Source organism: Paraburkholderia sp. RL17-380-BIE-A (genome assembly GCF_046028085.1).
Classification (GTDB): Bacteria; Pseudomonadota; Gammaproteobacteria; order Burkholderiales; family Burkholderiaceae; genus Paraburkholderia.
This window is the reverse complement of record NZ_JARESQ010000019.1, coordinates 58,517-83,521: the sequence shown is the minus strand read 5'-3', so window position 1 is coordinate 83,521 and position 25,005 is coordinate 58,517. Positions and strand designations below refer to the sequence as shown.

Below are 25,005 nucleotides of genomic sequence, written 5' to 3'. Positions count from 1 at the left end.
ACGTCGAGCCGCGCCGGTCGCGCATGTTTCAGCTCGCGATCAGTTTTAGCCCTGCCGGTAGCGACTCGCCGAACACGCGGCCTTCGTCCGCGTTATCGAGCTCCACACTCTCGTTCACCATCGTGATCCACGCGCGCGGCGCGTTGGCCGCTTCGAGCCGGCGCACCACCGTGCGGCGCACGTCTTCGGGCAAATCACGCGAGCGGTCGCCGGTCATGCGAGCGATCTGCACGGCGGCAAACGCGGCGGGATCGACCTTCTTCCAGTCGAGCGCGAGGATCGCGTCGAGCCACGCTGAGGCGATCTCCGGTGGCACGACGCTGTGCGCGCTGCCGTAGAAAGGCCGACGCGCACCGATACGCCCGACCGCCCACCAGCTTTGATGATTTTCCGCGGGCTTCTTCAAACGGGCCAGCACCGACTCGCCGAGTTCAATCTTGCGCTCCACAGGAATCCGTTCGAGCGATGCGCTCAGGCGAACCATATCGGTGAAGCCGGTTTTCGCCACGTCGAACGGCAGCTTGTGGCGCGACTGCGCGGCTTTTTGCAGATACGCCATCGCGTCGAGTACACGCAGTTGCGCGCTCTCGTCGAGGCCGCCCGCGGCGCGACGCCAGAGCGTCCACCATTCCGACCAGACCTGGCCTTCGTTGACGTACTGGATGCCGTCGTCGAAGAGCGACCAGAGCTGTTCGACACGCCATTCGTCGAGCGGATAACCGAAGCCCGGCCGCACGCAATAGCCGGCCAGATTCAGCCAGAGCCGTTCGTGATCCGCCGAGCGGCGCCGACGCCGCGCGCGTTCCCACAGCGCCCCGAACAGTTCACGCAGCAACGCGCTGTTCCAACTTTCGCGCGGGCCCAGCAAGTGTTCGAGTTGTGAGCGCAGGCGTTTGACTTCTTTGGGGTCGACCTTCTGCGCGCGCGAACCGAAGCTGCGGTCGATCTGTTCGATCGCCTCGTCGAGCGCGGGATGGCGGGCTTGCGCGGCATCGGCCGTCAAGTTCATCTGCGCCTCTTCGCGGCGCAACTGGAATTCGAGCAGCCAGCGCTGCGCGGGATTACCCAGTTCGATGCAGTGGACTTCGAGCGTGCCCACTTCGGTGAGCGACGTCGCGATCTGCACCGCGGTTTCGCGTGCGGTGCTCGCGCCGCGCGGCTGCACGATGGTCGCGATCGGCGGCAGGCGAACGAAGTCGCCGCTTGCGAGATCGATCAGCTCGCCGGGCTGATACACCGTGTCCGCGCTCGACGAGACCAGGTGAAAACGCACCGGATGTCCGAGGCGCAACGCGAAGGTGCGATCCGCGATCAGGATCTCGTGGCCTTCTTCCGTGCCGCGTGGCAGCAGGCAGATCCCGCGTGGCACCGGTTCGGCTTCGTGCTTGCCGTCGCTGGCTTCGTCGAGTACGAGAAAGTAACTGCGCGGCGAGCCGCCGCCGATTCTCGGCGCGTTGCCCGCGCGCGCGAGTGAATAGGCGACCGCTCCGCGTGCCACGGCCACGTCTGGATTGTCGTTATGCAGCACGTTGAGCGCTTCGCCGCGCCACGCGCCCAGCGTGCTCGCCAGACGCTGCGTGAGCGCATCGGCGCGAAACACGCCGCCGTTCAGAAGCAGCGTGTCGGGCACGGGCAGCGTGTGTTCGTCGGCGAGTTGCGGCGAGGCAAACGACTCCGCGCCCAGCGCTTTACGCGACTGCGCCGCGAAACGGTTCAGAAACGCCGCGATATGACGCGTGACCGCGGCATCGGTCGCATAGGGCAGGCCGAATTCGACGATCGCGCCACGCGGCCTGCCGGGCCGTTCGTGCGACGCCACCGCCGGAAAGAAGCCGTCGACGATGATCCGCTCGACCTCATCGCGCGTGACCTGCACCGTGCGTGCGCCGCCGATCAGCTTCGAGCCCGCGCCGAGCAGTGTGATCGACGTCGAGTCGGGCGCCTGCGGGCCGAGCAGCTGTTCCTTTGCGTTGCGGCAACGCTCGACCAGTTGCGACAGGCTCGCCGCCGACAAACGCGCGCGCCCGCTCGCCTGGTCCGCGCCCGGCAGCCGCGCTTCCACCAGATGCGCGAGCGCCAGATCCATATTGTCGCCGCCGAGCATCAGATGATTGCCCACGCCGATACGCGTGAGCTGCGGCTCGCCGTCTTTCAGGCCGACTTCGATCAGCGTGAGGTCGGTGGTGCCGCCGCCCACGTCGCAGATCAGGACGAGACGGGTGTCCGCGAGCTCGCTTGCAAGCCGCTCGCGATGATGAAACAGCCAGTCGTAGAACGCCGCTTGCGGCTCTTCCAGCAACTTCAGATTGTGCAGGCCGGCCATGCGGGCGGCTTGCACGGTCAGTGCGCGTGCGCCTTCGTCGAAAGAAGCCGGCACCGTCAGCACCACGTCCTGAGTCTCGAGCGGCGCGTCCGGAAAACGGTGGTTCCAGGCCGCGCGCACGTGCGCCAGATAGCTCGCGCTGGCTTCGACCGGCGAGACTTTGAGGACATCGTCGGCGGCGCCCCACGGCAGGATCGGCGCGACGCGGTCGACCGATGCATGCGAGAGCCAGCTCTTCGCGCTCGTCACGAGCCGCCCCGGCACCTGAGCGCCTAGCAGGCGCGCGAGCCGGCCGATCACGACGGGCGGTGGTTCGGCTTGGGCGTTTGCTTGAGCTTCTGCGTGCGCTTTTGTCCGAGCGCCGGTTTGATCCGCACTGGACCACGGCAATTGCAGATCGCCGGGGTTCAGTTCGCCCTGCGCCGCGTGGTAGCGCACCGAGGGCAACAGAGGCCGCGCGGCCACTTCGCCGGGACTTACCAGTTGTTCGATCTCGAAGACGCGAATGAGCTGCGACCCCGCCTCCGCATAGGCGAGCACCGTGTTGCTGGTGCCGAGATCGATACCGACGCTGTACCGCTTCATCTCATTCATGCATTCGCGTTGCCGCGCACGTCGAACTCGACTTTCCAGCGCTCGTCAGTGCCGCGCGGCACGGCTTCGAGTTCGAGTGTGCCCGCTTCGGTGACACGCGCATGCAGCTTCACCGGCACCACTTCGCCGGCGGTGCGGCCAGAGGCGGGCAGCGTTGCCTGAATCTCTTCGAGCTCCTGCAATTCCTCGGGGCCCCAGAAGTCGAGCAGCGTGCCGACCTGATCCTGACGTCGCACCGACGACCCGAAGAAGCGGAAATGCACCGGCTCGCCGACCACCAGGCCGAATTCCTGCGCGGGCAGCTCGGCCTCGGTGCCTTCTTCCATGCCGAACGGCGCGACGCACAGTGCCTGAATAGGCGGTTCGAGACCGGGCACCGCGGGCATCGCCGATTCGATCGCGATGTAGTACGCGCGCGCCGTGCCGCCGCGAATCCGCACGCCCTGGCCGCGTCGCACGTAACCGTAATAGGCCGCGCCGCGCGCAACGGCGAGGTCGAGATCGGCGCCTTCGAGCAGCCGCGCCGGCGCCGCGCCTTCCGCGCCGAGCCAGTTGTTGAGCGTGCCCATGATGCGTTCGACCAGCAGCGGCGACTTGAACACGCCACCGTTGAACAGCACCGCCGTGGGATGCAGGAAACTCGCGTTTTCCGCCGTGGCGATGTCGCGCAGTCCTTCCAGTTCGGCGAGCGCGCCCACCTGACGGCCGAGAAACGCCGCGAGGTGCCGCGTGATGCCAGCGTCCTGCGCATACGGCAGGCCGAGCTGCGTCAGACCGGCGCGCGCGCGGCTCACCGGACGCGCGGCGCTCTCCACTTGCGGGAAGAAGCCTTCGAGAATCGTCTGGGTCAATTCGGCGCGCGTGAGTTCAGTGCGGATCGAGCCGCCGATCAGCTTCGAGCCGCGGCTCGGCACGACGAGCGGCACGGTGTCGGTAGCCGGGTCGCTGAGCAGCGTTTCCTTGGCCGAGCGGCATGCATAGGTGAGGGCGCGCAGTTGCCACGCGTCGGCCTGGGTGCCGGCCGCCGCCAGCTTGCGCGCGACCACGTGCGCAAGCGCGAGGTCCATGTTGTCGCCGCCGAGCAGAATGTGTTCGCCCACCGCGACGCGATGCAGTTCGAGATTGCCTTCGCGCTCGATCACGGCGATCAGCGACAGGTCGGTCGTGCCGCCGCCCACGTCCACCACGAGAATGATGTCGCCGACCTTGACCTGCTTGCGCCACTGGCCGCCGCTTTTCTGAATCCAGCTATACAGCGCGGCTTGCGGTTCTTCCAGCAGCGTCATGCTGCCGTAGCCGGCGGCCTCGGCCGCTTCGGCGGTCAGTTCGCGTGCGGCCGGATCGAACGATGCCGGGATCGTCACCGTAATGTCCTGCTCGCTGAACGGTGCGTCGGGATGCGCGTGGTCCCACGCTTCGCGCAAGTGCGTCAGATAGCGCACCGAGCTTTCGAGCGGCGAGACGCGTGCGACTTCAGGCGGCGCGTCGTTGGGCAGGATCGCGGCGCGCCGGTCGACGCCCGGATGGCACAGCCAGCTTTTCGCGCTCGACACGAGCCGGATCGGCGTGGCCGCGCCGCGGCTGCGGGCGAACTCGCCGACCGCGTATTCGCGCTGGCCCGTCCACGGCAGATAGAGATCGCCCGAGGCGAGTTCGTCCGGATGCGGCAGATAGAGAAACGAGGGCAGCAGATCGAGGTTGTCGATCGCGCCCGGACCCGTGAGCTGGGCGATCGGCAGCACGCCCTGGGTGGTTTTTTCGCCGTCGCTCGCGCTCGTGTCCACATAGGAGAGTGCGCAATGCGTGGTGCCGAGATCGATGCCGATGGCGTAACGTGACTGGCGTGCGTCGCTCATAGCTCCACCTCGGCCGGTGCGATCACCTTGGCGTTGTGACTGTCCGCGAGCTTCGGCAGACGCACTTCCTCGACCCGCCAGCCGCGATGGCTGATGCTGCCGTTAAACGGCGCGCGGCCGACCACATTCCCGGTCAGGCGAATCGAGGCGGCGTCGAAACCTTCGGCCAGCGTGACGCGGCTGCCTTCGGCTTCGTCACGCACCGGGCGGATCGTGAAGTGCTCGCGCAGCGTCGCGCGGCAACCGTCGTGCACGAGGCGCGCGGCCGCGCCGATGTCGGCGTCGCTGTAGCTCTTGATGTCTTCCTCGACGAAATCGATGAAACGCGCGTCGCGTTGCAGCAGGCCGAGCAGTTGCAGGGCGGCGTCGGGGCTGGCTTCTTTCAGCACGGGCGCGGGCTTCGGCGTGGGGGCGGGCGCCGGCGCGGGTGCCGGTACGGGCGCGGCGCTGGCGGCAGCGCCGCCCTCGCGCAAACGCAAGACGCCGGCGGCGAATTCGCCATCGCCGAGAATGCGGAAGAACGTGCTCACGGCCAGGGAAATCCTGCCGAGGAAGGATGGGTTCGAATCGGTCATAAATGCTCCTGAGGTGCTCTGTTAAAGGACGAGCTGTCCTGGCTGCGCCGCACGCGACGGGCCGCGAAGCCGCGCCGGGCCTGCGTGGGCCGTCGTTGTGCAGGTTGGCAAAGGCCGGCGGCGTGCCGGTTGCCGACGTCTGATTGATCGGGGAGCGCGGCGCGGTTGGCGCGCGCAAAACCCGTATTTTGCCTTGTGGCGCGGCTGAATCGGGCAAAGCCGGTCATTCTAGCGGGCAATGCGGCCAGATTGGCGGGTTGTCACGGGCGGTTGTGGGTGGTTGCGGGCGGGCGATGAGCTTGCGGCTGTTCGTCAGTGTGAGGTGTTCGGCGAGGCGGAGTAGCCCTGGCTGGTTAGGTCGTGGGGCAGGGCAAACGGTCTCAGCAGCGCCGATGTCATGGCTTGTCTCCAGTTTTGCCGCGCACGAGCGATTCAGGATGACGCTCCAGATAATCCGCCAGCGCGTTCAGCGATTGCAGCGTGCGGGTCAATTCCTGCAGCGCCTGGTGCACATCCGACTGCAACGGCGAGTCGCGCTGCAAAGTCGCCTCCGCCGAGCCAAAGGTCTGCCTTGCGGCGGCGAGCGTGTCGCGCGCCTGCGGCACGACTTCGGTGTTCAGCCGATTGAACAGCGCGTCGGCGTTTTTCAGCGACGTGTTCAGGTTCGCGCCGATCTGATCGAACGGAACCCGGTCGAGTTTCTTCGCGATATCGGCCACCTGCACCTGTAGCGCGTCGAGCGTATTCGGAATGGTCGGCAGTTCGACCGGCTCGATGCTGCCATCGAACTTGACGGGCGCCGCCTTCGGGAAAATGTCGAGCGCGATATATAACTGGCCCGTCAGCAAGTTGCCGGTACGCAACTGGCCACGCAGGCCCCGCTCGACGAGACGGCGCAGCAGGTCGTGGCTGGCGGTCGAACGGGCCTGCGGCATCGTTTGGCTGCGGGCGCGCCGTCTGAGTCGGTCCGGATACAGGTCCAGCGTCACCGGCATCGTGAAGCTCTGCGTCTGCGGATCGTACTCGACACCAATGTCCGTCACCTGGCCCAGCACGATGCCGCGGAAGTCGACCACCGCGCCCACGGAAAGCCCTCGCAACGACTGGTTGAAATTCATCACGGCGCGCACCGGTACGCCGTCTGGCGCGCGCATGGCGTCCGTCTCGTCGGAGGCGAGGCGGAAGTCGCTCTTCTCCGGTGCTTGCACGCCCATCGGCTGCCCCGGCGGCGTCTGGAATGCGAGGCCGCCGACCAGAATGGCTGCGAGCGACTGCGTGTTGACGACGAAGCCGGACGAGTCGAGCCGGACATTGACGCCGCTTGCATGCCACCAGCGCGAATTGGTGCCGACGTACTGGTCGTACGGCGCGGCGACGAACACCTGCATGGTCACGCCCGTGCCGTCCTTGTCGAGCGCGATGCCGTAGACCTGCCCCACCTGCACGCGCCGGTAAAAGATCGGCGAGCCGATGTCGATCGAGCCGAGCGAATCGCCATGCAGGATGAAGCGGTGGCCTTTCTGGTCGGTGGTGATGGGGGGCGGCGTTTCGAGTCCGACGAAGTGGGTTTGCGTTTGTTTGGAGCGGCCAACGTCCACGCCGATATACGCGCCCGAGAGCAGCGTGCCGATGCCCGACACGCCCGTGGCGCCGACGCGTGGTCGAACGACCCAGAAGCGCGTGTCCTTGACCGCGAAGTTTTCCGCCTGCTTGGTGAGTTGCACGGCGATTTCCACGTGCGTTTGATCCTTCGACAGGGTGATCGCCTTGACCGAACCGATTTCCACGTCCTTATATTTGACCTGGGTTTTGCCGGGTTCGAGACCTTCGGCGTTCTCGAAGACGATCGCGATCGCCGGGCCGCGTTCGGTGACGGACTTGACGACAAGCGCGATACCGATCAACGCCGCGATCAATGGCACGACCCAGACGAGCGAGGGCAGCCAACTGCGCTGCGGCGCAATGTCAGGATCGGGCAAATCGGGAGGGAGGACGGGTTCTTGCGGGCTATTCATGACTGGGCTCCGAAGCGTGACTGGCTGCGTCCTGGCTCCCGCTCGCCACGCGCTCCTGAATGGGATGCGGGGCGAACTGCCGAGCCGCGTTCACCCCGTGTTCGCCGCGAGTTCATCTCGCGTTCACCCCGCGTTCATTCTTCGCCCCGGGCGCGACGCGCGAGGCGCCACACGCTGGGTGGCGCCGGCGACGCAGATGCCCCGTTCAGGGTTGCACGGCCTCCCACGACGGGTCCGGATCGAACGATTTGAGCGCGGTCGCGGTACGTGCCGATTGAGGCCCGAGATTTTTCTGGTAAATCTGCCCGTCCTGATTGACGATAAAACTCATCACGCCCGTCTTGCCATACTCGGCGGGCCACGCGACAAGGCCGTAGCCTTTCGTCATCGTGCCGTTCTCGATGTAGTTCTGGCTGCCGCCTTTCGCATGCGGCCCTTGCGCGCTCAGAATGCGGAAGTGATAACCGTGATAACCCTCCTTCGAAACGGAGCCGCCATGCGGCATTGCCGCGGCAAGCGGGCCAAGCGGGCTTGCCGGTTCACCCTCCGCAGTGGGCCAGTACAAGCCGTCGTGCTGACCCGGCGTGCTGAGAATGTGTTGCGCGTAGTGCTGGTTCAATGCCTGGTAGTCGTGTTGCGCATCGAGATAGGCGAGGGAGGTCAGCATTGCCGCGCGCTCATTGCGGCCAATGCGGCGCGTCATGATTTCGTCGCGGCCGGCAGCGGGATCGAAGCGCCAGCCATTGGCCGCTTGCACGAGCGGAATCGGCAGCGTCCAGCCACTGTTGCCGACCGAAAGATGCTTACTCGCGCGACCGTTGAGCGGCGCCGGATCGTCGACGATCTGGTGTCCTGCTGCCCACGCGCCGAGAAACTCGTATATATCGTCTTCGCCTATGTTTTTGGTGGGAATGAAGTGCGTGAAATCCTTGCCGAGCACATGCTGCATCGCGGTGTCGTCGTTGCTGGAAAGCGCGTTGACGAAAGCGCTGGCCGCGGCCTCCGCTGTCGGATACACGGCTTGCGCGTGCGCCGCCGACGCGCCGAGCATGAGCGCGGCAAGCCCGAGTGCGCTGCCCGCAAAGTGTGGCTTGAGAGCGCCGAAGGCGCGAGGAAGCGTGTCGGCAAGACGTGCGCCGACGGTCTGGAATGTATGGATACGGATCATGAGCGGCTCCTGTGAGATCGGTTCAACGTTGCCGGCCGAGGTGACGCTGGCCGCCGCCACCCGCACCCAACCCGCCGCCGCGCTGCTGCCCACCGCCGCCCGCGCCAAAGCCGCCGCCGGCGCGCTCGCCACCGCCTCCAGCACCGAAGCCGCCGCCGGCACGCTCGCCGCCGCCTCCCGCGCCCAGATTGCCGCCACGCTGCTGACCACCGCCATTCGCGCCGGGACTGCCGCCGCGGTTGTTCGCCAACTGTTGGCGGCTTGCTTGCCCGCGCTGCATGTCCTGCTTCGCGGCGCCGCCGTCGCCCGCGCCGCGCAGCGCGTTGTCGCGGTTCACGTTTTGCGCGTTGTTGCGAACGTTGGCGGCATTGTTGCCGCCATGCTGGATACCCTGCACGCGCTCACTTGCGGTTCCGCCCAGGTTCTGGCCGGTGCGGTTCTGCAGCGTTTGCTGCGCCTGTGCACGCGAGGCCGACGTATCGCGCCCGCGATACGCGTCGCGCTGCGCGCTGCCCAAGTTGGCTGTGGTGTTGCGATTGACAGACGCATTACGGTTCCAGTTCGTCGTGCTGCTGTTCACGTCGAGCCGGCGATTCACATTGATGTTGTTGTACTGATTGACGTTGATATTGACGCTGTGATTGTTCCAGTTGACGTTGCTCCACAGCGAACTGGTGATCGCCACGCCGGCACCGAACGCGAGTCCTGCGGCGAGGCCGCTCGCCACCGCGTAGCCCGGCGGAGGCGGAACATACACAGGTGGATAGGCTGGATACGGCCACGCGCCGTAGACGACCGTGGGGTTGTAGGTCGGCACGTAGACGACCTGAGGGTTCACCGGCACGATCTGGATGGTGCTCTGCTCGACCACCACTTTCTGCTGCTGGTTGGTTTGCAGGTTGCCGGCCTGCTGCGCCTGCTTGCGCAAACGCTGCACCGAGTCCATCACGTCGTTCGGTTGAGCGAGGAAGGCATTGCCCAGTTGCGTGACCCAGTCGGGTTTCGACGCCATGGTGGCCAGCACTTGCGGAAACGCCACCAGCGATTGCACGCTCGGATCCCACGGCTCGGACCCCACTGCCTTCACGGCGTCGTCACCCTTGAGATTCGGATTGGCTTTCGCCCATGCCTCCGCCGCCGGCACGTCTTGCGGAAAGGTGGACGCCATCAGCACCTGGGCGAGCAGGGCGTCCGGATAGAGCGCGATTGGCGCCGTGAGCGAGTCCAGTTGCTGGTTCGAAATTTTTGCCGGCGCCTGTGCGTAGGCGGCAGGCACCGCGACCTCGAGGAACAACGGTGCGCCGGCCAATACGGTGAGTGTGGCTAGAAGAATCCGCGATCTTCTCTGGTATGCCCTGGAGCGATTCACGATCAAGTCTCCCCTGTTGGAAGTTGTATATGGCGCACGGGTGCGGTGCGTGAGACATCCACATCGGAAACCACTGGGAAGCGATCGGCCATGGGTGGCGGTGCTAACCAGTGCAGCGGACTGCTGCTCGAGATCCGCGCAGGTTCCGCGACAATCGCGCTTCGAACGGACTCCGAATCGTCTTGCAGACAGCGCGTGCATGATGGCAAGATTAATAAACCTTTTCCCACGAATTGTGCAATCTTTTGTTCAAGTAAATTCTTGTTGAATTTCTCTTGTTGTTGGATTAACGGCGCAGCGCGGTGTCGCGTATGTGGCGCTTTTGCCGACCTTCAGCCTATCCAACAATGTTCTTGCGTTTCGTGCACAGGTTTCATAGGTTGCTTGAGGAACTGTGAAATCGTCGCCGGGTAGCCAGGCGGGGTCAAGATACATATTGACTCAGCCTGTGCCCGTTTCGTTTGCGGTTTCGATTGCGCGGGACGACGAAATATTAGCGCAGCTCGATATCAATCGATAAATGTGAAAACTCATTTTCGTTGAGCGTTTTCGGCACCCTGTCAGCTAATCTACCGTTCCCTCGCCGCAGATCGGCGAAGTGACCAAGTGGCGACGTATGTGCGGGGTTGCCTGATACATCCGCACGCCGCACGCCGCACGCCGCACGCCGCTCGATCCGCGGCCCGGACTGCTGCTCGAACGCTCAATCCAATGAGAGACCTCTATGAAACGAATCGCCGTGGTGATCATGGCCAGTATGAGCGCGCTCGCACTGGCGCAAAAACCGTCCGTCTATCCCGCGCATGGACAAAGCCAACAGCAGCAGACCTCGGACGATGGAGCCTGCTACTCATGGGCAAAGCAAAGCACCGGCATCGACCCGGCCGTGGTCGCGCAAACACCTGCGCCACAATCGGGGCCGACAGGCGCGCGCGTTCGCGGTGCGGCTCGTGGAGCGGCGGCGGGCGCAATCGTTGGCGACGTGAGTAATAACGACGCAGGACATGGCGCCGCAGTTGGCGCGACCGCTGGTGCGGTGGCCGGTGGCGTGCGCAATCGTCAGCAACAAGCCGCTCAGGCGCAAACGGCGCAGGCTAACCAGCAGTCGGCAATGAGCACGTATTGGCGCGCTTACGACTCCTGCATGCAAGGCAAAGGCTATACGGTTCAGTAGTCGCACGTAAGGTCCTTTTCTTTTGATAGCGGTGAGTGGGTCACCGCATCAACGGAACGATGCTGAGGCTCCCTCGTGCGCCTCTACGGTTCGTCGCCGACGAACCAACGGAAGTAGGGATTGTCCGGTTGCGCCTGCAATGCCTCGCCAATATCGCGAGACCATGCATCACGTTCGCCACGGTATGCGTCGAGGCCCGCGGCATAGAAGCTTTGCAGCGCGCCGCGCTCGGCGTTTAAGGCCGCGCGGAACTTGTCATCGGCGTGCGATAACGGCGGTTCGCCGCGAAGCGCGAGCAGGTGAGCGAGCGTGTCCGGAAAAGCGTCGCGCCGCACCCACGCCGCGTATTCGATGCGTGGCCGGTCGTCGGTCACGGGTAGGGCATCCGCGGTGTAATACGCGAGGCCGGCGCGATCGGTGATCCAGGTCGCGAGCAGCGCCGCCGGCGTGGCCACGCCGACCTCGCGCAGCGACGCCGCCACCTGCGGTTGAGCAAAGCGCGACTCGATGCGCGGCACATCCAGTTCGATCGGCTGCATCGAGCCGATCAGCATCATCTCGTGCAACTCGGTGGTCCATAGCGTGGCATACGGAAACACCTGGATGAAGCTCTGGATCAAGGAGCGCGTGTCGTCTTCGTTCTGGGTCGGCAGCGGCAGCCACTGCGCGACGATACCGTCCGTGCGCAGACGCGAGGCCGCCAGTCGGTAGAAATCCGACGAGTAGAGATTGACCACGCCGGCCGCCGAGGGCGGCGGTGGTTCGAGCGTGATCAGGTCGTAACGTTCGCTGCTGCGTAGCAACTCGCGCCGTCCGTCGCGCAGGCGAATGTCGACGCGCGGGTCAGTGCCGATACCGTAGTTGCCTTTGAACTGCGGCGCGGCGCGTACGACCGCAGGCAGCAACTCGGCGACCACGCGTTGGTCGAGGCGAGGCCACGTGAGCAACGCACCACCGGTGATGCCCGTGCCGAGTCCGATGACAAGCGCGCTGCGCGGCGTATCGCGGTGAATCAGCAGTGGCAGGAGCGCTTGCAGACGCATGTAGCGCAACGAGGTCATCGCGTCGCCGGAATTGGAAACGCCTTGAATGTAGAGGCGCCGGAACTGCTTCTGGCCCGCGCCCTGTGCAACCACAGCCACGGTACCGCCCGCACTCTCCTCGTAGGAGATCAGCGTGCCGCCGCGTGCGGCGGCGAGCAGGCTGGCAAGACGATCCGGCGGCGTCAGCAGCACGGCACACAGGGTGGCCGCGGCCAATACCGGCACGGACCAGCGGGCGCCACGCCGCACGCCCTGGCCGCGCCACACGGCCACGGCGGCCACTGCGCCGGCGAGCACTGCGAGCACCGCGAGCGCACGAACCAGCCCGAGTGCCGGCACGAGCAGGAAGCCGGCGAGCAGCGTGCCCGCGATACCGCCCGCGGTGTTGAGCGCCAGCACTGCGCCGACATCGCGGCCAGTGTGCCGGGCATCCACGCACACGCGCAACGCGAATGGGAACGCCGCTCCAAGCAACAGCGTGGGCACGAAAACGACGCACGCAGCCGCGACCGCAAAGCCCGCGCACATGGCGGCGAGCAGGCTGCCGGTGGCGGAGAAGGTTGCCTCGCGCGCGAGGCTTTGCCATTGGAGCAGCCACCCGCCCAGCGCGGCCACTTGCAGCAGCGCGACGAGTCCGGCGGCCACGATCAGCAGCGCGAACATGCCCCACGGATCGCGCGCGCGATCGACATGGCGCGAACTGAGCGCGCTGCCGAGCGTCAGTCCGAGTAGATACGTGGCGAGCACGATCGCGAAAGCGAAGCTGCGGGTGCTGATGAACTGGACGATCAGTTGGGACCACACGACCTCGTAACCCAGCGCGATGCCGCCGGCGAACGCATAGAGGACGACGGCGAGGCGTGCGCCGGGCGCGGCCCGGTCGACTGCTGTTTCATCGGCAGAGGCCGTTTCGAGCGGTTGTCCATCGACAGATTCGCGTGCAGAAGCGAAACGGCCAATGAGCAGTGCAGCCAATGCGGCCAGCGCGTTCAACCCGGCGGCCGCGAACGCGCTGCCTTGCACGCCAAGTGACGGGATCAACACAAAGGCGGCGGCGAGTGTGCCGGCAATCGCACCACCCGTATTGGCCGCATACAGGCGCGCGCCGGCGCGGCCGAGCCGTGTCGCGCGAGGGCCCAGCGCGCGCATCAGCACCGGCAGCGTGCCGCCCATCAGCACGGCGGGCAGGCCGACCAGCGCAAACGGCAACGCCCAGGCGAGCGGCCCGGCGCGATCCTGCAGCCATGCGAACGGCGCGGCCGCGTGTGCTAGCGCAATGGTGCCGGCTACCGCCAGCAGTAGCGCGCCGCCTTCCAGCGCGGCGTAAAGCAGCAACGGCCGCGAGATGCGATCGGCGAACCTGCCGAGGAGCCAGCCGCCCAGCGCGAGACCGGCGAAGAATGCGCTCACACCGGTCGTGACCGCCTGCACGTCGACGCCCACGACGAGCGCCAATTGCTTGATCCACAGCACCTGGTAAATCAGTGACGCCGCGCCCGATGCAAACAGCAGGAGCATCGGCCACGCAATCGGCAATGCAGGCGAAGCAGGAGAAGCAGAGCGACTGTCCGTGTCGGCCGGCTCATGTTCACGCGGATCGGCGCGGCGCTGTGCGCGTTCTTGTGCGCGACGCTCTCGGCGAGAGTTTTTGGCGCGGTGAGCCAACGTTTGGGTCATCGGATAATGTGCGCGGATGCAGTGCGTCGAGACGAGGTGAATGGACTTGAAAACCGAAGCGTAAACGCGCCGCACATGCCAATGGAAGCCGGCAAGTGCGGCGCCTGCTGAAACGTATTACTCGAGTCCGCGCTTCTTGAACGACTCGTCGATCTTCTTGTCGACCTGCCGGCGCACACCGTCCACGCTAAAGCTCGCGGGCCGCTGGCTCGGCGGGTAATCGACGAAGGTCTGCAGGAATGCCGATGCTTTGAGCGTCGCTATGCCGTTCAGGTAAACGTTCTTCGTCACCCAGTCGTTGTATTGATCCGAGGTGATGTCCGCCCGTTCATAAGGATCCATGCGGAGGTTGAACAGCTTGGGCAACCGCAGGCAGACGAGCGGGTCCTGCCAGATGTCGAGGTTGCCCTTGGCACGCTGCTCGCAAAATACCGCCTTCCAGGCGTTGCCATCCTGATCCCAGCGCATCGCGACCAATTGTCCGTCGTCGTCGAAGTAGAAGAACTCCGTGCGCGGGTCCTGGGTCGTCTGTCCAGTCAGGAAGGGCAACTGGTTGTACCCGTCAAGATGGTTTTTGAAGCTCGTGCCTCCCGCCTTAGGCGCCCATCCTTTCAGCAACCGGTCCTTCACGCCGCCGTCTCCCGCGGCGGCCAGCAGCGTTGGAAACCAGTCGAGGCCGGAGAACATGCCGTTAGAGGTCTCGCCGGGCTTGATATGGCCCGGCCATCGCACCATGGCCGGTACGCGGAACGCGCCTTCCCAGTTGGAGTCCTTTTCGCTGCGGAACGGCGTGGTCGCCGCGTCGGGCCACGAGAACTGATTCGGGCCATTGTCGGTCGTGTAGACGACGATGGTGTTCCTGGAAATGTTCAGGTCATCCAGCAGCTTGAGCAGTTTGCCGACGTCCTGGTCGTGCTCCCACATGCCGTCGGCATATTCATTGCCGGGCATGCCGCTCTTGCCCCTGAACTCGGGGCGCACGTGGGTGAAGACGTGCATGCGCGTGAAGTTCATCCAGACGAAGAAAGGCGTGCCGTTCTTCACCTGCTTGCGGATGAATTCCTCCGCGTGCGCGCCGGTTTCGTCGTCGATGGTCTCCATGCGTTTCGTGGTGAGAGGGCCGGTGTCCTGAACCTTGCCGTCCGAGGTGCTATGAATCACGCCGCGCGGCGAGAAGTTCTTCACGTAGGGATCGTTCTTGTCCTTCGGCCAATAGGGGCGCTCCGGTTCTTCTTCCGCGTTCAGGTGATACAGGTTGCCGTAGAACTCGTCGAAGCCGTGATTGGTCGGCAGGTACTCGTTCTTGTCGCCAAGGTGGTTCTTGCCAAACTGGCCGGTTGCATAGCCGAGCGGCTTGAGCGCCTGGGCGATAGTCATGTCGCCCTTTTGCAAGCCGACTGGCGCGCCCGGCGCGCCGACTTTGGACAGTCCGGTGCGCAACGGCGACTGACCGGTGATGAACGAAGAGCGGCCGGCCGTACAACTGTTCTCGGCGTAGTAATCCGTGAAGATCATGCCTTCATTCGCAATGCGGTCGATATTCGGTGTTCTGTAACCGACCACGCCGCGCGTGTAGGCGCTGATGTTCGCCTGCCCGATGTCATCGCCGAAAATCACGAGAATGTTCGGCTTGGCCGAAGACTTCGCGGCCGGTTGCGGCGCGCTCGTAGGGGCGGGTTTGGCCGCCGGTTGGGTTTGGGCCGGCGCGTTGATGGATGGAAAAATCACCGCACCGAACGCGGCAAGGGCTAATGCGCCAGCCCCCAACGCGTAACGCCCTCGTTTCAACAGGTTTGTCATCGTGTCGCTCCAATGGAGTTGACTCTTATCCACCCGTCACGCATTGCTCCGCGTGACGGGGTCGCCCCTCGTCGTCCGCCGGCAGCCCACGGCCTGAACTTGCCGCGCGCCGCTTCTTGCCGCCGCTCACTGCTGCGGTGCGGGAAAGACGGTTTGCCAATGGTCTTTCATGCTCACCACCGTCCAGCCGTCGGCGACGGCTTCGTCCCACGCCTTGTCCAGCTTGCCGACTTTCGACGCGCGGTCGTAAGCGAATTCCCGCACGGCGTCGTCGTGGTGCAGGAGCAACGCGAGATGCCGGCGAGGGCTCGCGGCCGTGTACTGCAACATCTGCAGATCGCCGTCGGAGTTGCCGAACGCGAGAATGGGCTTGTGTCCAATGTTGCGATAGATGCCGACGGGCTTGCCGGGCCCGTCATCGACGAAATCGAGTTTCGGCTCGCGCACGAGAACGGGCTGGCCGTTGCGCACTTCGTACTGCACGACCTGGCTGGAGCCGATCACCTGCTCGGGCGGAATGCCATAAGCCTTTTCGGCCCAGACCCGCATGAACTCGATCGTGCCGCCCGAAACGATGAAGGTCTTGAAGCCGTTGGCGCGCAGGTAGGCGAGCAATTCCCGTTGCGGCTGATAAACGAGGTCGGTATAGGGCCGGCCGAATTTCGGATGGCGTGCGCTTGCCAGCCACGCGCGGATGGACTTGTCGTAGTCGTCGACGGTCATGCCGCTATTGGCGAGCGCGACCAGTTGCAACAACGCTTTCTGCTGGCTCGCGAGCGCCCCGTAGTCTTTCGCCATGAGCGCCTTGAAGGCCGGGATGTTTTTCCACTCGGGGTGCTGCGGTGCGGCCGCCTTTACCTGTTCCAGCATAAAGACGAACTGAAAATACAGCGGCTGTTCGCTCCACAGCGTGCCGTCGTTGTCGAATACGGCGATACGCTCCGCAGGCGGCACGAACGACGGCGAGCCTTCACGGGTCACGTCGGCAACGAACGACTGGATTGCCTGTCTCGCGGGCGTGTCACGCCATGAGGGCAATGCGGCGGCAGGATTGCTCGCTGTCGTTGGGGAGGGTGCGACGCCGTCGTGCGGCGCGGCGCAGCCCGCGAGACTGAATGCAACGCACGCTACGCGTATCAGGCGCAAGGCACGGCTCGACCACACAGACTGATGGCGCAGGTGCATCCGGGCTCCGGTTCGTTCACACGGTCAATCGCAACGCGCGCCGACAGATCGCAGGCGCGAAACACGGGGTTTCACCAACAGTCCAGTACAACAGTTCAGTACGTTAACCGCCAGGGATGCCGGGCGCGCCGGCGGCTTTTGCCGACGCCTGGCGCGCACCGGCTTCCTTCCAGGTGTCCTCGTCCATCACCAGCCGGAAGCCCAGATGCGACATGCTGTTGTAGGGGTCGGTACCGCGTCGCGCGCTGGGCCGGTAGCTCAGGCAATAGGTTTCGTTGCAGAGGAACGAGCCGCCGCGTGTCACGCGCTTGGGCGCGCCGACGGGTACGCCCGGGTCGGCGGGGTCCCACGAATCGCGCGGACCTGCCGGGTTGTCGATCGCGCTGGTGCTCACCGCCTCGCGTCGGAACTGATCCGCGCGATACCAGTCAGCAACCCATTGCCACGCGTTGCCGGTCATGTCAGAAAGGCCGTAGCCATTGGCCGGAAAAGTGCCTACCGGGCTCGTGCCGAGCGCGCCACCGGCTTTCGGATTGACGACCGGGAAAGACTGCGGCTGCTGGCCTTGCCACACATTGGCCATCTGTTTGCCGTCAGGCGAGAACTGTTCGCCCCAGGCATACGTGGCCTGCTCTAGACCGCCGCGCGCGGCGAATTCCCATTCGGCTTCGGTCGGCAAGCGCTTGCCGGCCCATTTCGCATAAGCCTGCGCGTCTTCGTAGGAGACCTGAACCACCGGATGATCGTCTTTACCGATGATGTTGCTGTCCGGCCCGGTCGGATGACGCCAGTCGGCGCCCGGCACATAGCGCCACCATTGCGAATAATCGTCTAGCGGCACAGGGCGGTTGGTGCCGACGAATACCATGGCACCCGCCACCATCGCACTCTCGGGCGGGCGGGGCGTGCCGGGCGGCAACTGGACTTTCAGCGTGTCCCAGTCGGGTTTCTTCTCTGCGGTGGTGACGTAGCCGGTGGCTTCGACGAAACGGCGGAATTCGGCGTTGGTGACGTGATGGCGGTCCATCCAGAAGCCATGCACCTTGACCTTGTGCGCGGGACGCTCGTTGGGTTGCGCCTGTTTGGCGTCGCTACCCATCAGGAACTGTCCGCCTGGCACCCACGCCATGCCGAGCGGGCCATGCGTGCCATCGCCGAGGACGATGGCCGAATGAGCGGGGGTGTGCGGCGTGAAGGCCCAACTGACTGCGGCGCCGACACAAGCAGGGAGCATGACGAGCAGGGTGCCCCATAGCAAAAGTTTGCGCATGCCACCGGAACGCGAGAGAGTGGTTGCGGCCGCCCCGTGCTGGTGTGACGACAGGCGTGACGACGGGTGTGACAACTTCGCGGGCCCTCGATCTCTTGCACTCGTCATCTTTTCTCTCATGGAGTGAAACGGCCGGGTCGTCGTATATGACGGTCGACTCTTTATTTCAAGCCTAGCATTTCAAGACTGGGACAAGCTTAGCGATACAGAGTAACGATGCTGCACTCGCGCAAACAAGCAGTTGCAGAGTAGCAATTTTTTGACGACATTTCATATCTTTTTTTAACCATGCACGTGAGACACTTTGACGAATGCGGACCATTGCATTAACGTGTCTGACAGCGGGCATGGGCATTCGGGTCGTCCAATCAGATTGACATAAATGACTGGAGAGAGAAAGCACGATGCGCGACACCGTTCTGCAGTTCGAAGCGAGTGTGAATCAGGCGGTCGTGGGCCAGCAGTCCGTGGTTCGGCAGGTTTTGATTGCATTGCTCGCCGACGGTCACGTGCTTCTCGAAAGTCTGCCGGGACTCGCCAAAACGCGCACGGTCAAGGCCATCGCCACACGGCTCGCGGCAACCATGAGCCGGATCCAGTTCACGCCGGATTTATTGCCGTCGGACATTACCGGCGCGGAGACGCTGCTGCAATCGGGCAGCGAACGCACGCTCAGTTTTCAACCGGGTCCCATTTTCGGTAATCTGATTCTCGCGGACGAAATCAACCGCGCACCGGCCAAGGTTCAATCCGCATTGCTCGAAGCCATGGAAGAGCGGCAAATTTCAGTGGCGGGAAAAACGCACCGCATGTCCGCGCTTTTTCTCGTCATGGCCACGCAAAATCCGATTGAACAGGAAGGCACTTATCCATTGCCCGAAGCGCAAATGGACCGCTTTCTTCTCAAAGTGCTGATCGACTATCCGTCGCCGGACAGTGAAGTCGCGATGCTGCGCCTGCTGCGGCAGGAGAGCAATGCGTCCGCCGAGGCGCCGTCCGTGCTGTCGCAGGACATCATCTTCGCGGTGCGCGAGCAAATCAGGCAGATTGTCGTTGCGCCCGCAATCGACGACTATATCGTGTCGATCGTCAATGCAACACGTCACGGCGCGCAACTCGACGCGGACCTCGGCAAGTGGATCGAAGTCGGCGCAAGTCCGCGCGGCGCGATCGGCCTCGACCGCGCGAGCCGCGTGCAGGCGTGGCTGCAGGCACGCAGTTTCGTTACGCCGGACGACGTGCGTGCCGTCATTCATCCCGTGCTGCGGCATCGGCTGATACTGTCCTACGATGCCAACGCGGACAATATCAACGCCGACCGGGTAATCGACCGCCTGATCGAAAAGGTCGCGGTGCCGGCCTGAACCCGGTGTCTTTTGAATGCGCAGGAGTGGCATGGCCGTGCTGTCCTCTACCGACATCGGCAGCGTATATGTCGACGCCGCGCATCTCGCGAAGCTCGAATTTCAGGCGCGCGGGCTGAGTTTCGTCGCGCCCGCGCCGGTGTCGAGCGTGCTGTCGGGCGCGCACGCATCGCGTCTGCGCGGGCGCGGCCTGAACTTCGAAGAGATTCGCGGCTATCTGCCGGGCGACGACGTCCGCCATATCGACTGGAAGGCGTCGTTGCGGCTCGGCAAACCGCAGGTTCGCACCTATACCGAAGAGCGCGACCGGCCGCTGCTGGTCGTCGTCGATCAGCGCATGAGCATGTTTTTCGGCTCGCGCCGCGCGTTCAAATCGGTCGTGGCCGCCGAGGCCGCCGCGCTTGCCGTGTGGATGGGATTCGCGGCGGGCGATCGCGTCGGCGGTGTGCTGTTCAACGACAGCCAGCTCACGCGGATCAAGCCCTTGCGCAGCCGCAGCCGCATCAAGACCCTGTTCGGCGCGCTCGCCGCGATGAACGGCGCGCTGCATGCCGGAAGCGAAGCCAGAACCGCATACGACCAGCTCGACGCCGCGCTCGAAGGCGTGCTTCAACTTGCAGGGCATGACTATCTGATTTGCGTGGTCAGCGATTTCGCCGGGGCGGGCGATCGCACGCGTCGACTGTTGCGGCAACTCGCGGCGCACAACGACGTCGTCGCGGCGATGATCGTCGATCCACTCTGGCAGCAGATGCATGGCCGCCGTACGCTGGTGGTCAGCGAAGGACGCTTGCAGGTCGAATTGCGCATCGAGCAGGAGCGGGTGCGCGAGCCGCTGTCGAGCCTGTTCAGCGGACGCACGGCTGAAGTGGCCGAATTGCTGCGTACGAGCGGCGTGCCGCTCATGGCATTGTCCACCGACGAACCCGCCGTCGATCAGGTTCGCCGTCTGTTCGGCGAACGCGCGCGGCCTGCCAGGGGGAGCGGCATATGAGCGGCACCTCGAACGCTACGCTCGCTCCGGCCGGGTCGTCGGCGGAGCTGCAAGGCTTGCAGGAGTTGCCGCTGCCCGCGCCGGTATCGTACGCACCCCAAACGATTGGCTGGCTGTTCGTCGCAATCGTGCTGCTCGGCGCCGTCCTGCTGATGTCATGGGCTGCCCGGCGGCGCTATCGGCGCGAGCGTTACCGGCGTCACGCGCTAAAGGAACTGGCGGGCATCGAAGCGGGTCTCGCGTCTGTCCACGCGGACCCGATGCAGCGCGCGGCCATGCTCGCCGCGATTCCTCGCCTGCTCAAACGCACGTCGCTCGAAGTCGCACCGCGCGAGCAGGTCGCGTCGCTGACCGGCGACGCGTGGCTCGACTTTCTGCGGCATACGCGTGGCCGGTTCGACGAGCGAACCGGCCCGCTGCTCACCCTCGCAAGCTACGCGCCGCCGCAGCAGGTCGCCAGTGTTTCGCCGGACGACGCCGCCGCGCTGATCCGGCACGCGCGAGACTGGATCGAGCATCATCATGTGGAAGTTTGATTTTCCGTGGATGTTCGCGCTGCTGCCGCTGCCCGTGTTGGTGTGGTGGCTGGTGCCGGCATATCGCAGCACGGCGATGGCCGTGCGCGTGCCGTTCTTCCACGAAATGGCGCAGGCCGCGGGAGAAAAACCGGCGCCCGGCGGCGTGCGCCTGCGCCGCCACTGGCTGTTGCGTTTGCTGCTGCCGGTGCTGTGGATACTGCTCGTGACCGGCGCGGCGAAACCCGTGTTCGTCGAGCCGCCAATCGTGCGCGACGAACCCGCACGCGACCTGATGCTTGCGATCGATCTGTCAGGATCGATGGCCACGCGCGATTTCGTCGATCCGGCCGGCGAGCGCATGGACCGGCTGGGCGCCGTCAAGCGCGTGGTGGCCGATTTCGTGGCGAAGCGCAAGGGCGACCGCATCGGCCTCGTGGTGTTCGGCGACGCGGCTTATCCGCAGGCGCCGCTCACGCTCGATCACGACAGCGTGCGGATCCTGCTCGATCAGATGCAGATCGGCATGGCGGGGCCACGCACGGCAATCGGCGACGCGATCGGCCTGACGGTCAAGCTGATGGCGGATTCGCACGCGCAGGAGAAAGTGTTGATCCTGCTCACCGACGGCAACGACACCAGCAGCGCGATCCCACCCGAGCGGGCCGCCGAGATCGCAAAGCAGCACAAGCTCGTGGTGCATACGGTGGGCATCGGCGACCCGGCCACCACCGGCGAGGATCGCGTCGACCTCGATGCGTTGGCGCACATTGCGAGCATCACAGGTGGCCGCGCATTTCGTGCGCTAGGCCAGGAAAAAGATCTCGCCGATGTGTACGCCACGCTCGACAAACTGACGCCCGAAAAAATCAAACGGGAAATCTACCGGCCGCAGCGCGACTATTTCTGGGTGCCGGTCGCAGCGGGCTTATTCATTCTCGCGCTCTATCACGTGCTGGCGTTGCTGGTCGCGCTGCTGCGCTCGACTGGGCGAGCGCAGCGCGCGCAAGGTGTGCCGGTCAGCGAGGCGCAGCATGGAAATTGACCTCACGGCGTTTCATTTTCTGCGGCCGGCGTGGCTGCTGTTGCTGATTCCGGCGCTCCTGCTGCCGTTCGTCTGGCTGCGCCGCAACGACGTCCGTGCGCGTTGGCGCGGTGTGATTGCGCCGGCCTTGCTCGAACATCTGATTGTCGGTGATGCGAAACGGCGCGTGCTTCAGCCCGTCCATACGTTGGCGCTGCTGCTCGGCATCGGCGCGCTTGCCGCGGCGGGGCCGACGTGGCAACAGGAGCGTCCGCCGTTCAATCAGGACAAGGCGCCGCTCGTGGTCGTACTCGAACTGGCTCGTTCGATGGATGCCACCGACATTGCGCCGACCCGCCTCGAACGCGCGAAACAGAAGGTGCTCGATCTCGCGAGAGCGCGCAAAGGCGCGCGCACCGGACTCGTCGTGTTCGCGGCGACCGCCCACCTCGTGGTGCCGCCAACCGAAGATCCGGCAATGCTCGAACTCTACGTGCCCGCGCTTTCGCCAGCGCTGATGCCGCGTGACGGCAAGAACGCGACGGCCGGCCTCGACGTTGCCGAGCAGCTTCTGGCGAACGACCCGGCGGCGGGCACGATCGTGTTCATGAGCGACGGCTTCGACGCAGACGGTACGGACGCCTTCGTGCAGAAAGCGAAATCGCTGCGGCACCAGTTGCTCTGGCTCGCGGTCGGCACGGAGCACGGCGGTCCGATTCGCGGTCCCGACGGCATGATCCAGATGGACGCCGAAGGCCATCCGCTGCTGGGCACCTTCGACGCCGACGCGATCCGCCACGTCGCGCGCGACGCCGGCATTCCGCTCGCCAGCATGCGCGCGGACAACGACGATGTCTCGTGGGTGCAGCATCGCGCGCAGGCTTATCTCGCGCAAGCGGAGCAAACGAGGATCGAGCCGCGCTGGAAGGAAAGCGGCTACTGGCTCGTGTTGCCATTGCTGCTGCTCGCGTTGTGGAGCTTCCGGCGCGGCTGGACCGTCAAGTGGCTGCCGGTCGTGCTGATCTCGCTTGCCTTCGGCGCGCTGCCGCGTCCGGCGCAGGCGGCGCCGTGGCAGTGGCTCGATCTGTTCGCGACGCACGACCAGCAAGGGCGCTGGCATCTCGAACACGGCAACTACAAGGCGGCTGCGGCGCGTTTCGACGATCCGATGTGGAAGGGACGCGCGCAGTATCTGGCGGGCGACTACGCGGGCGCGCTCGAAGCCTTCTCGCGTCTCAAGTCGGCGCAGTCGTATTTCTATATCGGCAATACGCTCGCGCATCTCGACGACTACGCGGGCGCGATCAAGGCCTACGACAACGCGCTCAAACTGCAACCGTCGCTCGCCCAGGCCGCGGCCAATCGCGCTTACCTGCAAACGCTGCTCGCGCGAGACAAACAGAACGACGCCGATCCCGAGGAAGATCCGCCCGACCAGGTGCAGGTGGACAAGAAGAAGGGCAGGGGCACGACAGCGGTCATCGAAGCGGCGCCGCGTCCCAGCGAGGATGCCTGGATGCGCAATCTGAACACATCGCCCGCTGTCTTTCTGCAACAGCGTTTCGAGCAGGAATCCGCGGCAAAGACGGGTGGTGCGCCATGATGCGGTTTCCACGCAGCGCTGCGCTGCTCGTGACGTTGCTGCTTTCGTCGCTGGTCTCCCTGCTTGCAGCCCGGGCCGCGGCGGCCGATCCCGCGCCGCGCATCATGGCGCGCGCGCATCTCGAACCAGCCGGGCCGGTCGTGGCGGGCAGCGAGGTCAAGCTCGTCGTCGATCTGCTGACCACAACATGGTTTACCGAAGCGCCGAACTGGCCTTTGTTCACCGTCGCCGACGCGATCGTGAACCTGCCCGACGAGCAGGCCGACAACCTCTCGGAGGACATCGACGGCACGCGCTGGTTCGGCGTGAGCCGCGCGTACCGGATCGCGCCGCAGGCCGGCAAAACTTACGAGATCGCGCCGCTGACCATTACGGTGTATCCCGGCGGCATGCAGGGACCGGCCCAGGTGAGTACGCCGGCATTGAAGTTCGTCGCGACATTGCCGCCCGGGGCCGAAGGCATGAGCCCGTTTTTCGCCGCGCCCAAGCTCACCGTCGAACAGAAAATCGAACCGGCGCCGGCGCATCTCGCCGTTGGCGCGCCGCTGACGCGCACGATTACGCAACGGGCCGCCGGCACCGAGTCGATGCTGATTCCACCCGCGATACTCGGGGACGAGCCCGGACTCAAGCGCTATGCGAGACCTTCGGCGACGCGCAACATCGTCGAAGATCGCGCGGGACTCGTCGCCGGCGAGCGCACCGACAGCGCGAGCTACGTGGCCGATCGCAGCGGCACGTTCAGCCTGCCGCCGGTGACGATCGAATGGTGGAACACGACTACGCGGCGCAAGGAAACGATCGTGTTGCCGGCGGTGCGTTTTTCGGCCGCTCCCGTACGGGAAAAGCCGCTGTTCGAGATTCCTCTGGAAGCCATGCGCGAGGGTACGCCGCATAGAATCATCGTGATCCACGCACGCGAAACGATTGCCGGTGGTCTTGTCGTGTTGGGTCTGATCCTTCTGATTTCCTTGCGCACGCGTGTCGCGTCGTTCGTTCGGCGAGGTCAGCGTGCGTTCAGCGAAGCGCGCCAACGCTGGCTGGCAAGCGACGCGCTCGCCTGGCGCAAGCTGGCAACGACCGCGCGTAAGGGCGAGTGGCGGCGGACCATTCCTGCGTTATATGCGTGGATGGACAGAGGGCGCGACTTCGGCCGCCCGGCCCGTTTCGATAATATCGACGCCGCCGGGGATCAGGATGCCGCGAGGCTGATCGCCGCCGTCCGGTCGAACTATGCGGGAGACGCTGCGCCGCGTTTTCCTGTGTGGAAAGAGATCGGCGCGGTGCTTCGCAGGAATGCGGACCGGGCGAGGATAAAACGTGAAGACAAAGCTTTGCCGGGACCGTTGAACAGATTTGAAGAACCGGCGGATTGAAAATGTGCGGAGACAGACGCCACATAAGCAACCGCTTGGGAAGCGCGCTGCCGCTGTCCATGCGACCGTATGATTTTGCA

Annotated in this window: 17 protein-coding genes; 7 read left to right on the top strand and 10 right to left on the bottom strand. The window is 65.0% G+C overall.

What is annotated here, in order from left to right:
* Positions 1-28 precede the first annotated feature (28 nt).
* The 6 genes from P0D68_RS27665 to P0D68_RS27640 all read right to left on the bottom strand — a co-directional run bounded on the left by P0D68_RS27665 (position 29) and on the right by P0D68_RS27640 (position 9,900).
* Positions 29-2,917 carry an Hsp70 family protein gene (locus P0D68_RS27665; protein ID WP_408298016.1) on the bottom strand — a complete coding sequence of 963 codons (2,889 nt, stop codon included), beginning with the start codon at positions 2,915-2,917 and terminating at the stop codon, positions 29-31.
* On the bottom strand, positions 2,914-4,773 hold the full coding sequence (locus P0D68_RS27660) for an Hsp70 family protein (RefSeq protein WP_091793959.1): 1,860 nt from the start codon (positions 4,771-4,773) through the stop codon (positions 2,914-2,916). Before P0D68_RS27660 ends, P0D68_RS27665 begins: the two co-directional genes overlap by 4 nt.
* Positions 4,770-5,348, bottom strand: coding sequence for a DUF2760 domain-containing protein (locus P0D68_RS27655; RefSeq protein WP_408298014.1), 579 nt, complete (start codon positions 5,346-5,348; stop codon positions 4,770-4,772). Before P0D68_RS27655 ends, P0D68_RS27660 begins: the two co-directional genes overlap by 4 nt.
* A gap of 395 nt (positions 5,349-5,743) precedes the next feature.
* Positions 5,744-7,363 (bottom strand): PqiB family protein, encoded by a 1,620-nt coding sequence (locus tag P0D68_RS27650; protein WP_408298012.1) that lies wholly within the window; start codon positions 7,361-7,363, stop codon positions 5,744-5,746.
* 205 nt (positions 7,364-7,568) lie between these two features.
* Positions 7,569-8,531, bottom strand: coding sequence for a DUF2950 domain-containing protein (locus tag P0D68_RS27645; RefSeq protein ID WP_408298010.1), 963 nt, complete (start codon positions 8,529-8,531; stop codon positions 7,569-7,571).
* 22 nt (positions 8,532-8,553) lie between these two features.
* Positions 8,554-9,900, bottom strand: coding sequence for a DUF3300 domain-containing protein (locus tag P0D68_RS27640; protein ID WP_408298008.1), 1,347 nt, complete (start codon positions 9,898-9,900; stop codon positions 8,554-8,556).
* Between the two features lie 724 nt (positions 9,901-10,624).
* Between P0D68_RS27640 and P0D68_RS27635 the strand changes: the two genes are divergently transcribed.
* On the top strand, positions 10,625-11,074 hold the full coding sequence (locus tag P0D68_RS27635) for a YMGG-like glycine zipper-containing protein (RefSeq protein WP_408298006.1): 450 nt from the start codon (positions 10,625-10,627) through the stop codon (positions 11,072-11,074).
* Between the two features lie 83 nt (positions 11,075-11,157).
* Here the strand turns inward: P0D68_RS27635 and P0D68_RS27630 are convergent, their stop codons facing one another.
* The 4 genes from P0D68_RS27630 to P0D68_RS27615 all read right to left on the bottom strand — a co-directional run bounded on the left by P0D68_RS27630 (position 11,158) and on the right by P0D68_RS27615 (position 18,049).
* Positions 11,158-13,635: a fused MFS/spermidine synthase gene (locus tag P0D68_RS27630; RefSeq protein WP_408298004.1), complete on the bottom strand. Its 2,478-nt coding sequence runs from the start codon at positions 13,633-13,635 to the stop codon at positions 11,158-11,160.
* A gap of 276 nt (positions 13,636-13,911) precedes the next feature.
* The gene (locus tag P0D68_RS27625) at positions 13,912-15,594 is read right to left on the bottom strand and encodes an arylsulfatase (protein ID WP_408298002.1); all 1,683 of its coding nucleotides are present in this window, start codon (positions 15,592-15,594) and stop codon (positions 13,912-13,914) included.
* Positions 15,595-15,720: 126 nt separating this feature from the next.
* The gene (locus P0D68_RS27620) at positions 15,721-16,779 is read right to left on the bottom strand and encodes an HAD family hydrolase (RefSeq protein WP_408298000.1); all 1,059 of its coding nucleotides are present in this window, start codon (positions 16,777-16,779) and stop codon (positions 15,721-15,723) included.
* Positions 16,780-16,882: 103 nt separating this feature from the next.
* Positions 16,883-18,049 (bottom strand): formylglycine-generating enzyme family protein, encoded by a 1,167-nt coding sequence (locus P0D68_RS27615; RefSeq protein ID WP_408297998.1) that lies wholly within the window; start codon positions 18,047-18,049, stop codon positions 16,883-16,885.
* Positions 18,050-18,453: 404 nt separating this feature from the next.
* Here P0D68_RS27615 and P0D68_RS27610 point away from each other — a divergent pair, with 404 nt between their 5' ends.
* Genes P0D68_RS27610 through P0D68_RS27585 form a run of 6 tightly spaced genes read left to right on the top strand, consistent with a single transcriptional unit; the run spans position 18,454 to position 24,925 of the window.
* On the top strand, positions 18,454-19,413 hold the full coding sequence (locus P0D68_RS27610; protein WP_408297996.1) for an AAA family ATPase: 960 nt from the start codon (positions 18,454-18,456) through the stop codon (positions 19,411-19,413).
* Between the two features lie 31 nt (positions 19,414-19,444).
* The gene (locus P0D68_RS27605; protein ID WP_408297994.1) at positions 19,445-20,407 is read left to right on the top strand and encodes a DUF58 domain-containing protein; all 963 of its coding nucleotides are present in this window, start codon (positions 19,445-19,447) and stop codon (positions 20,405-20,407) included.
* A complete protein-coding gene (locus P0D68_RS27600; protein ID WP_408297992.1) occupies positions 20,404-20,943 on the top strand; it encodes a DUF4381 domain-containing protein in 540 nt (179 codons plus the stop codon). The genes P0D68_RS27605 and P0D68_RS27600 overlap by 4 nt, the downstream gene beginning before the upstream one ends.
* Entirely contained in the window at positions 20,930-21,967 is a 1,038-nt protein-coding gene (locus tag P0D68_RS27595; RefSeq protein WP_091793980.1) for a vWA domain-containing protein, read from the top strand. Before P0D68_RS27600 ends, P0D68_RS27595 begins: the two co-directional genes overlap by 14 nt.
* Positions 21,957-23,549, top strand: coding sequence for a vWA domain-containing protein (locus P0D68_RS27590; protein WP_408297990.1), 1,593 nt, complete (start codon positions 21,957-21,959; stop codon positions 23,547-23,549). The genes P0D68_RS27595 and P0D68_RS27590 overlap by 11 nt, the downstream gene beginning before the upstream one ends.
* Positions 23,546-24,925 carry a hypothetical protein gene (locus P0D68_RS27585; RefSeq protein WP_408297988.1) on the top strand — a complete coding sequence of 460 codons (1,380 nt, stop codon included), beginning with the start codon at positions 23,546-23,548 and terminating at the stop codon, positions 24,923-24,925. The genes P0D68_RS27590 and P0D68_RS27585 overlap by 4 nt, the downstream gene beginning before the upstream one ends.
* Positions 24,926-25,005: the final 80 nt, after the last annotated feature.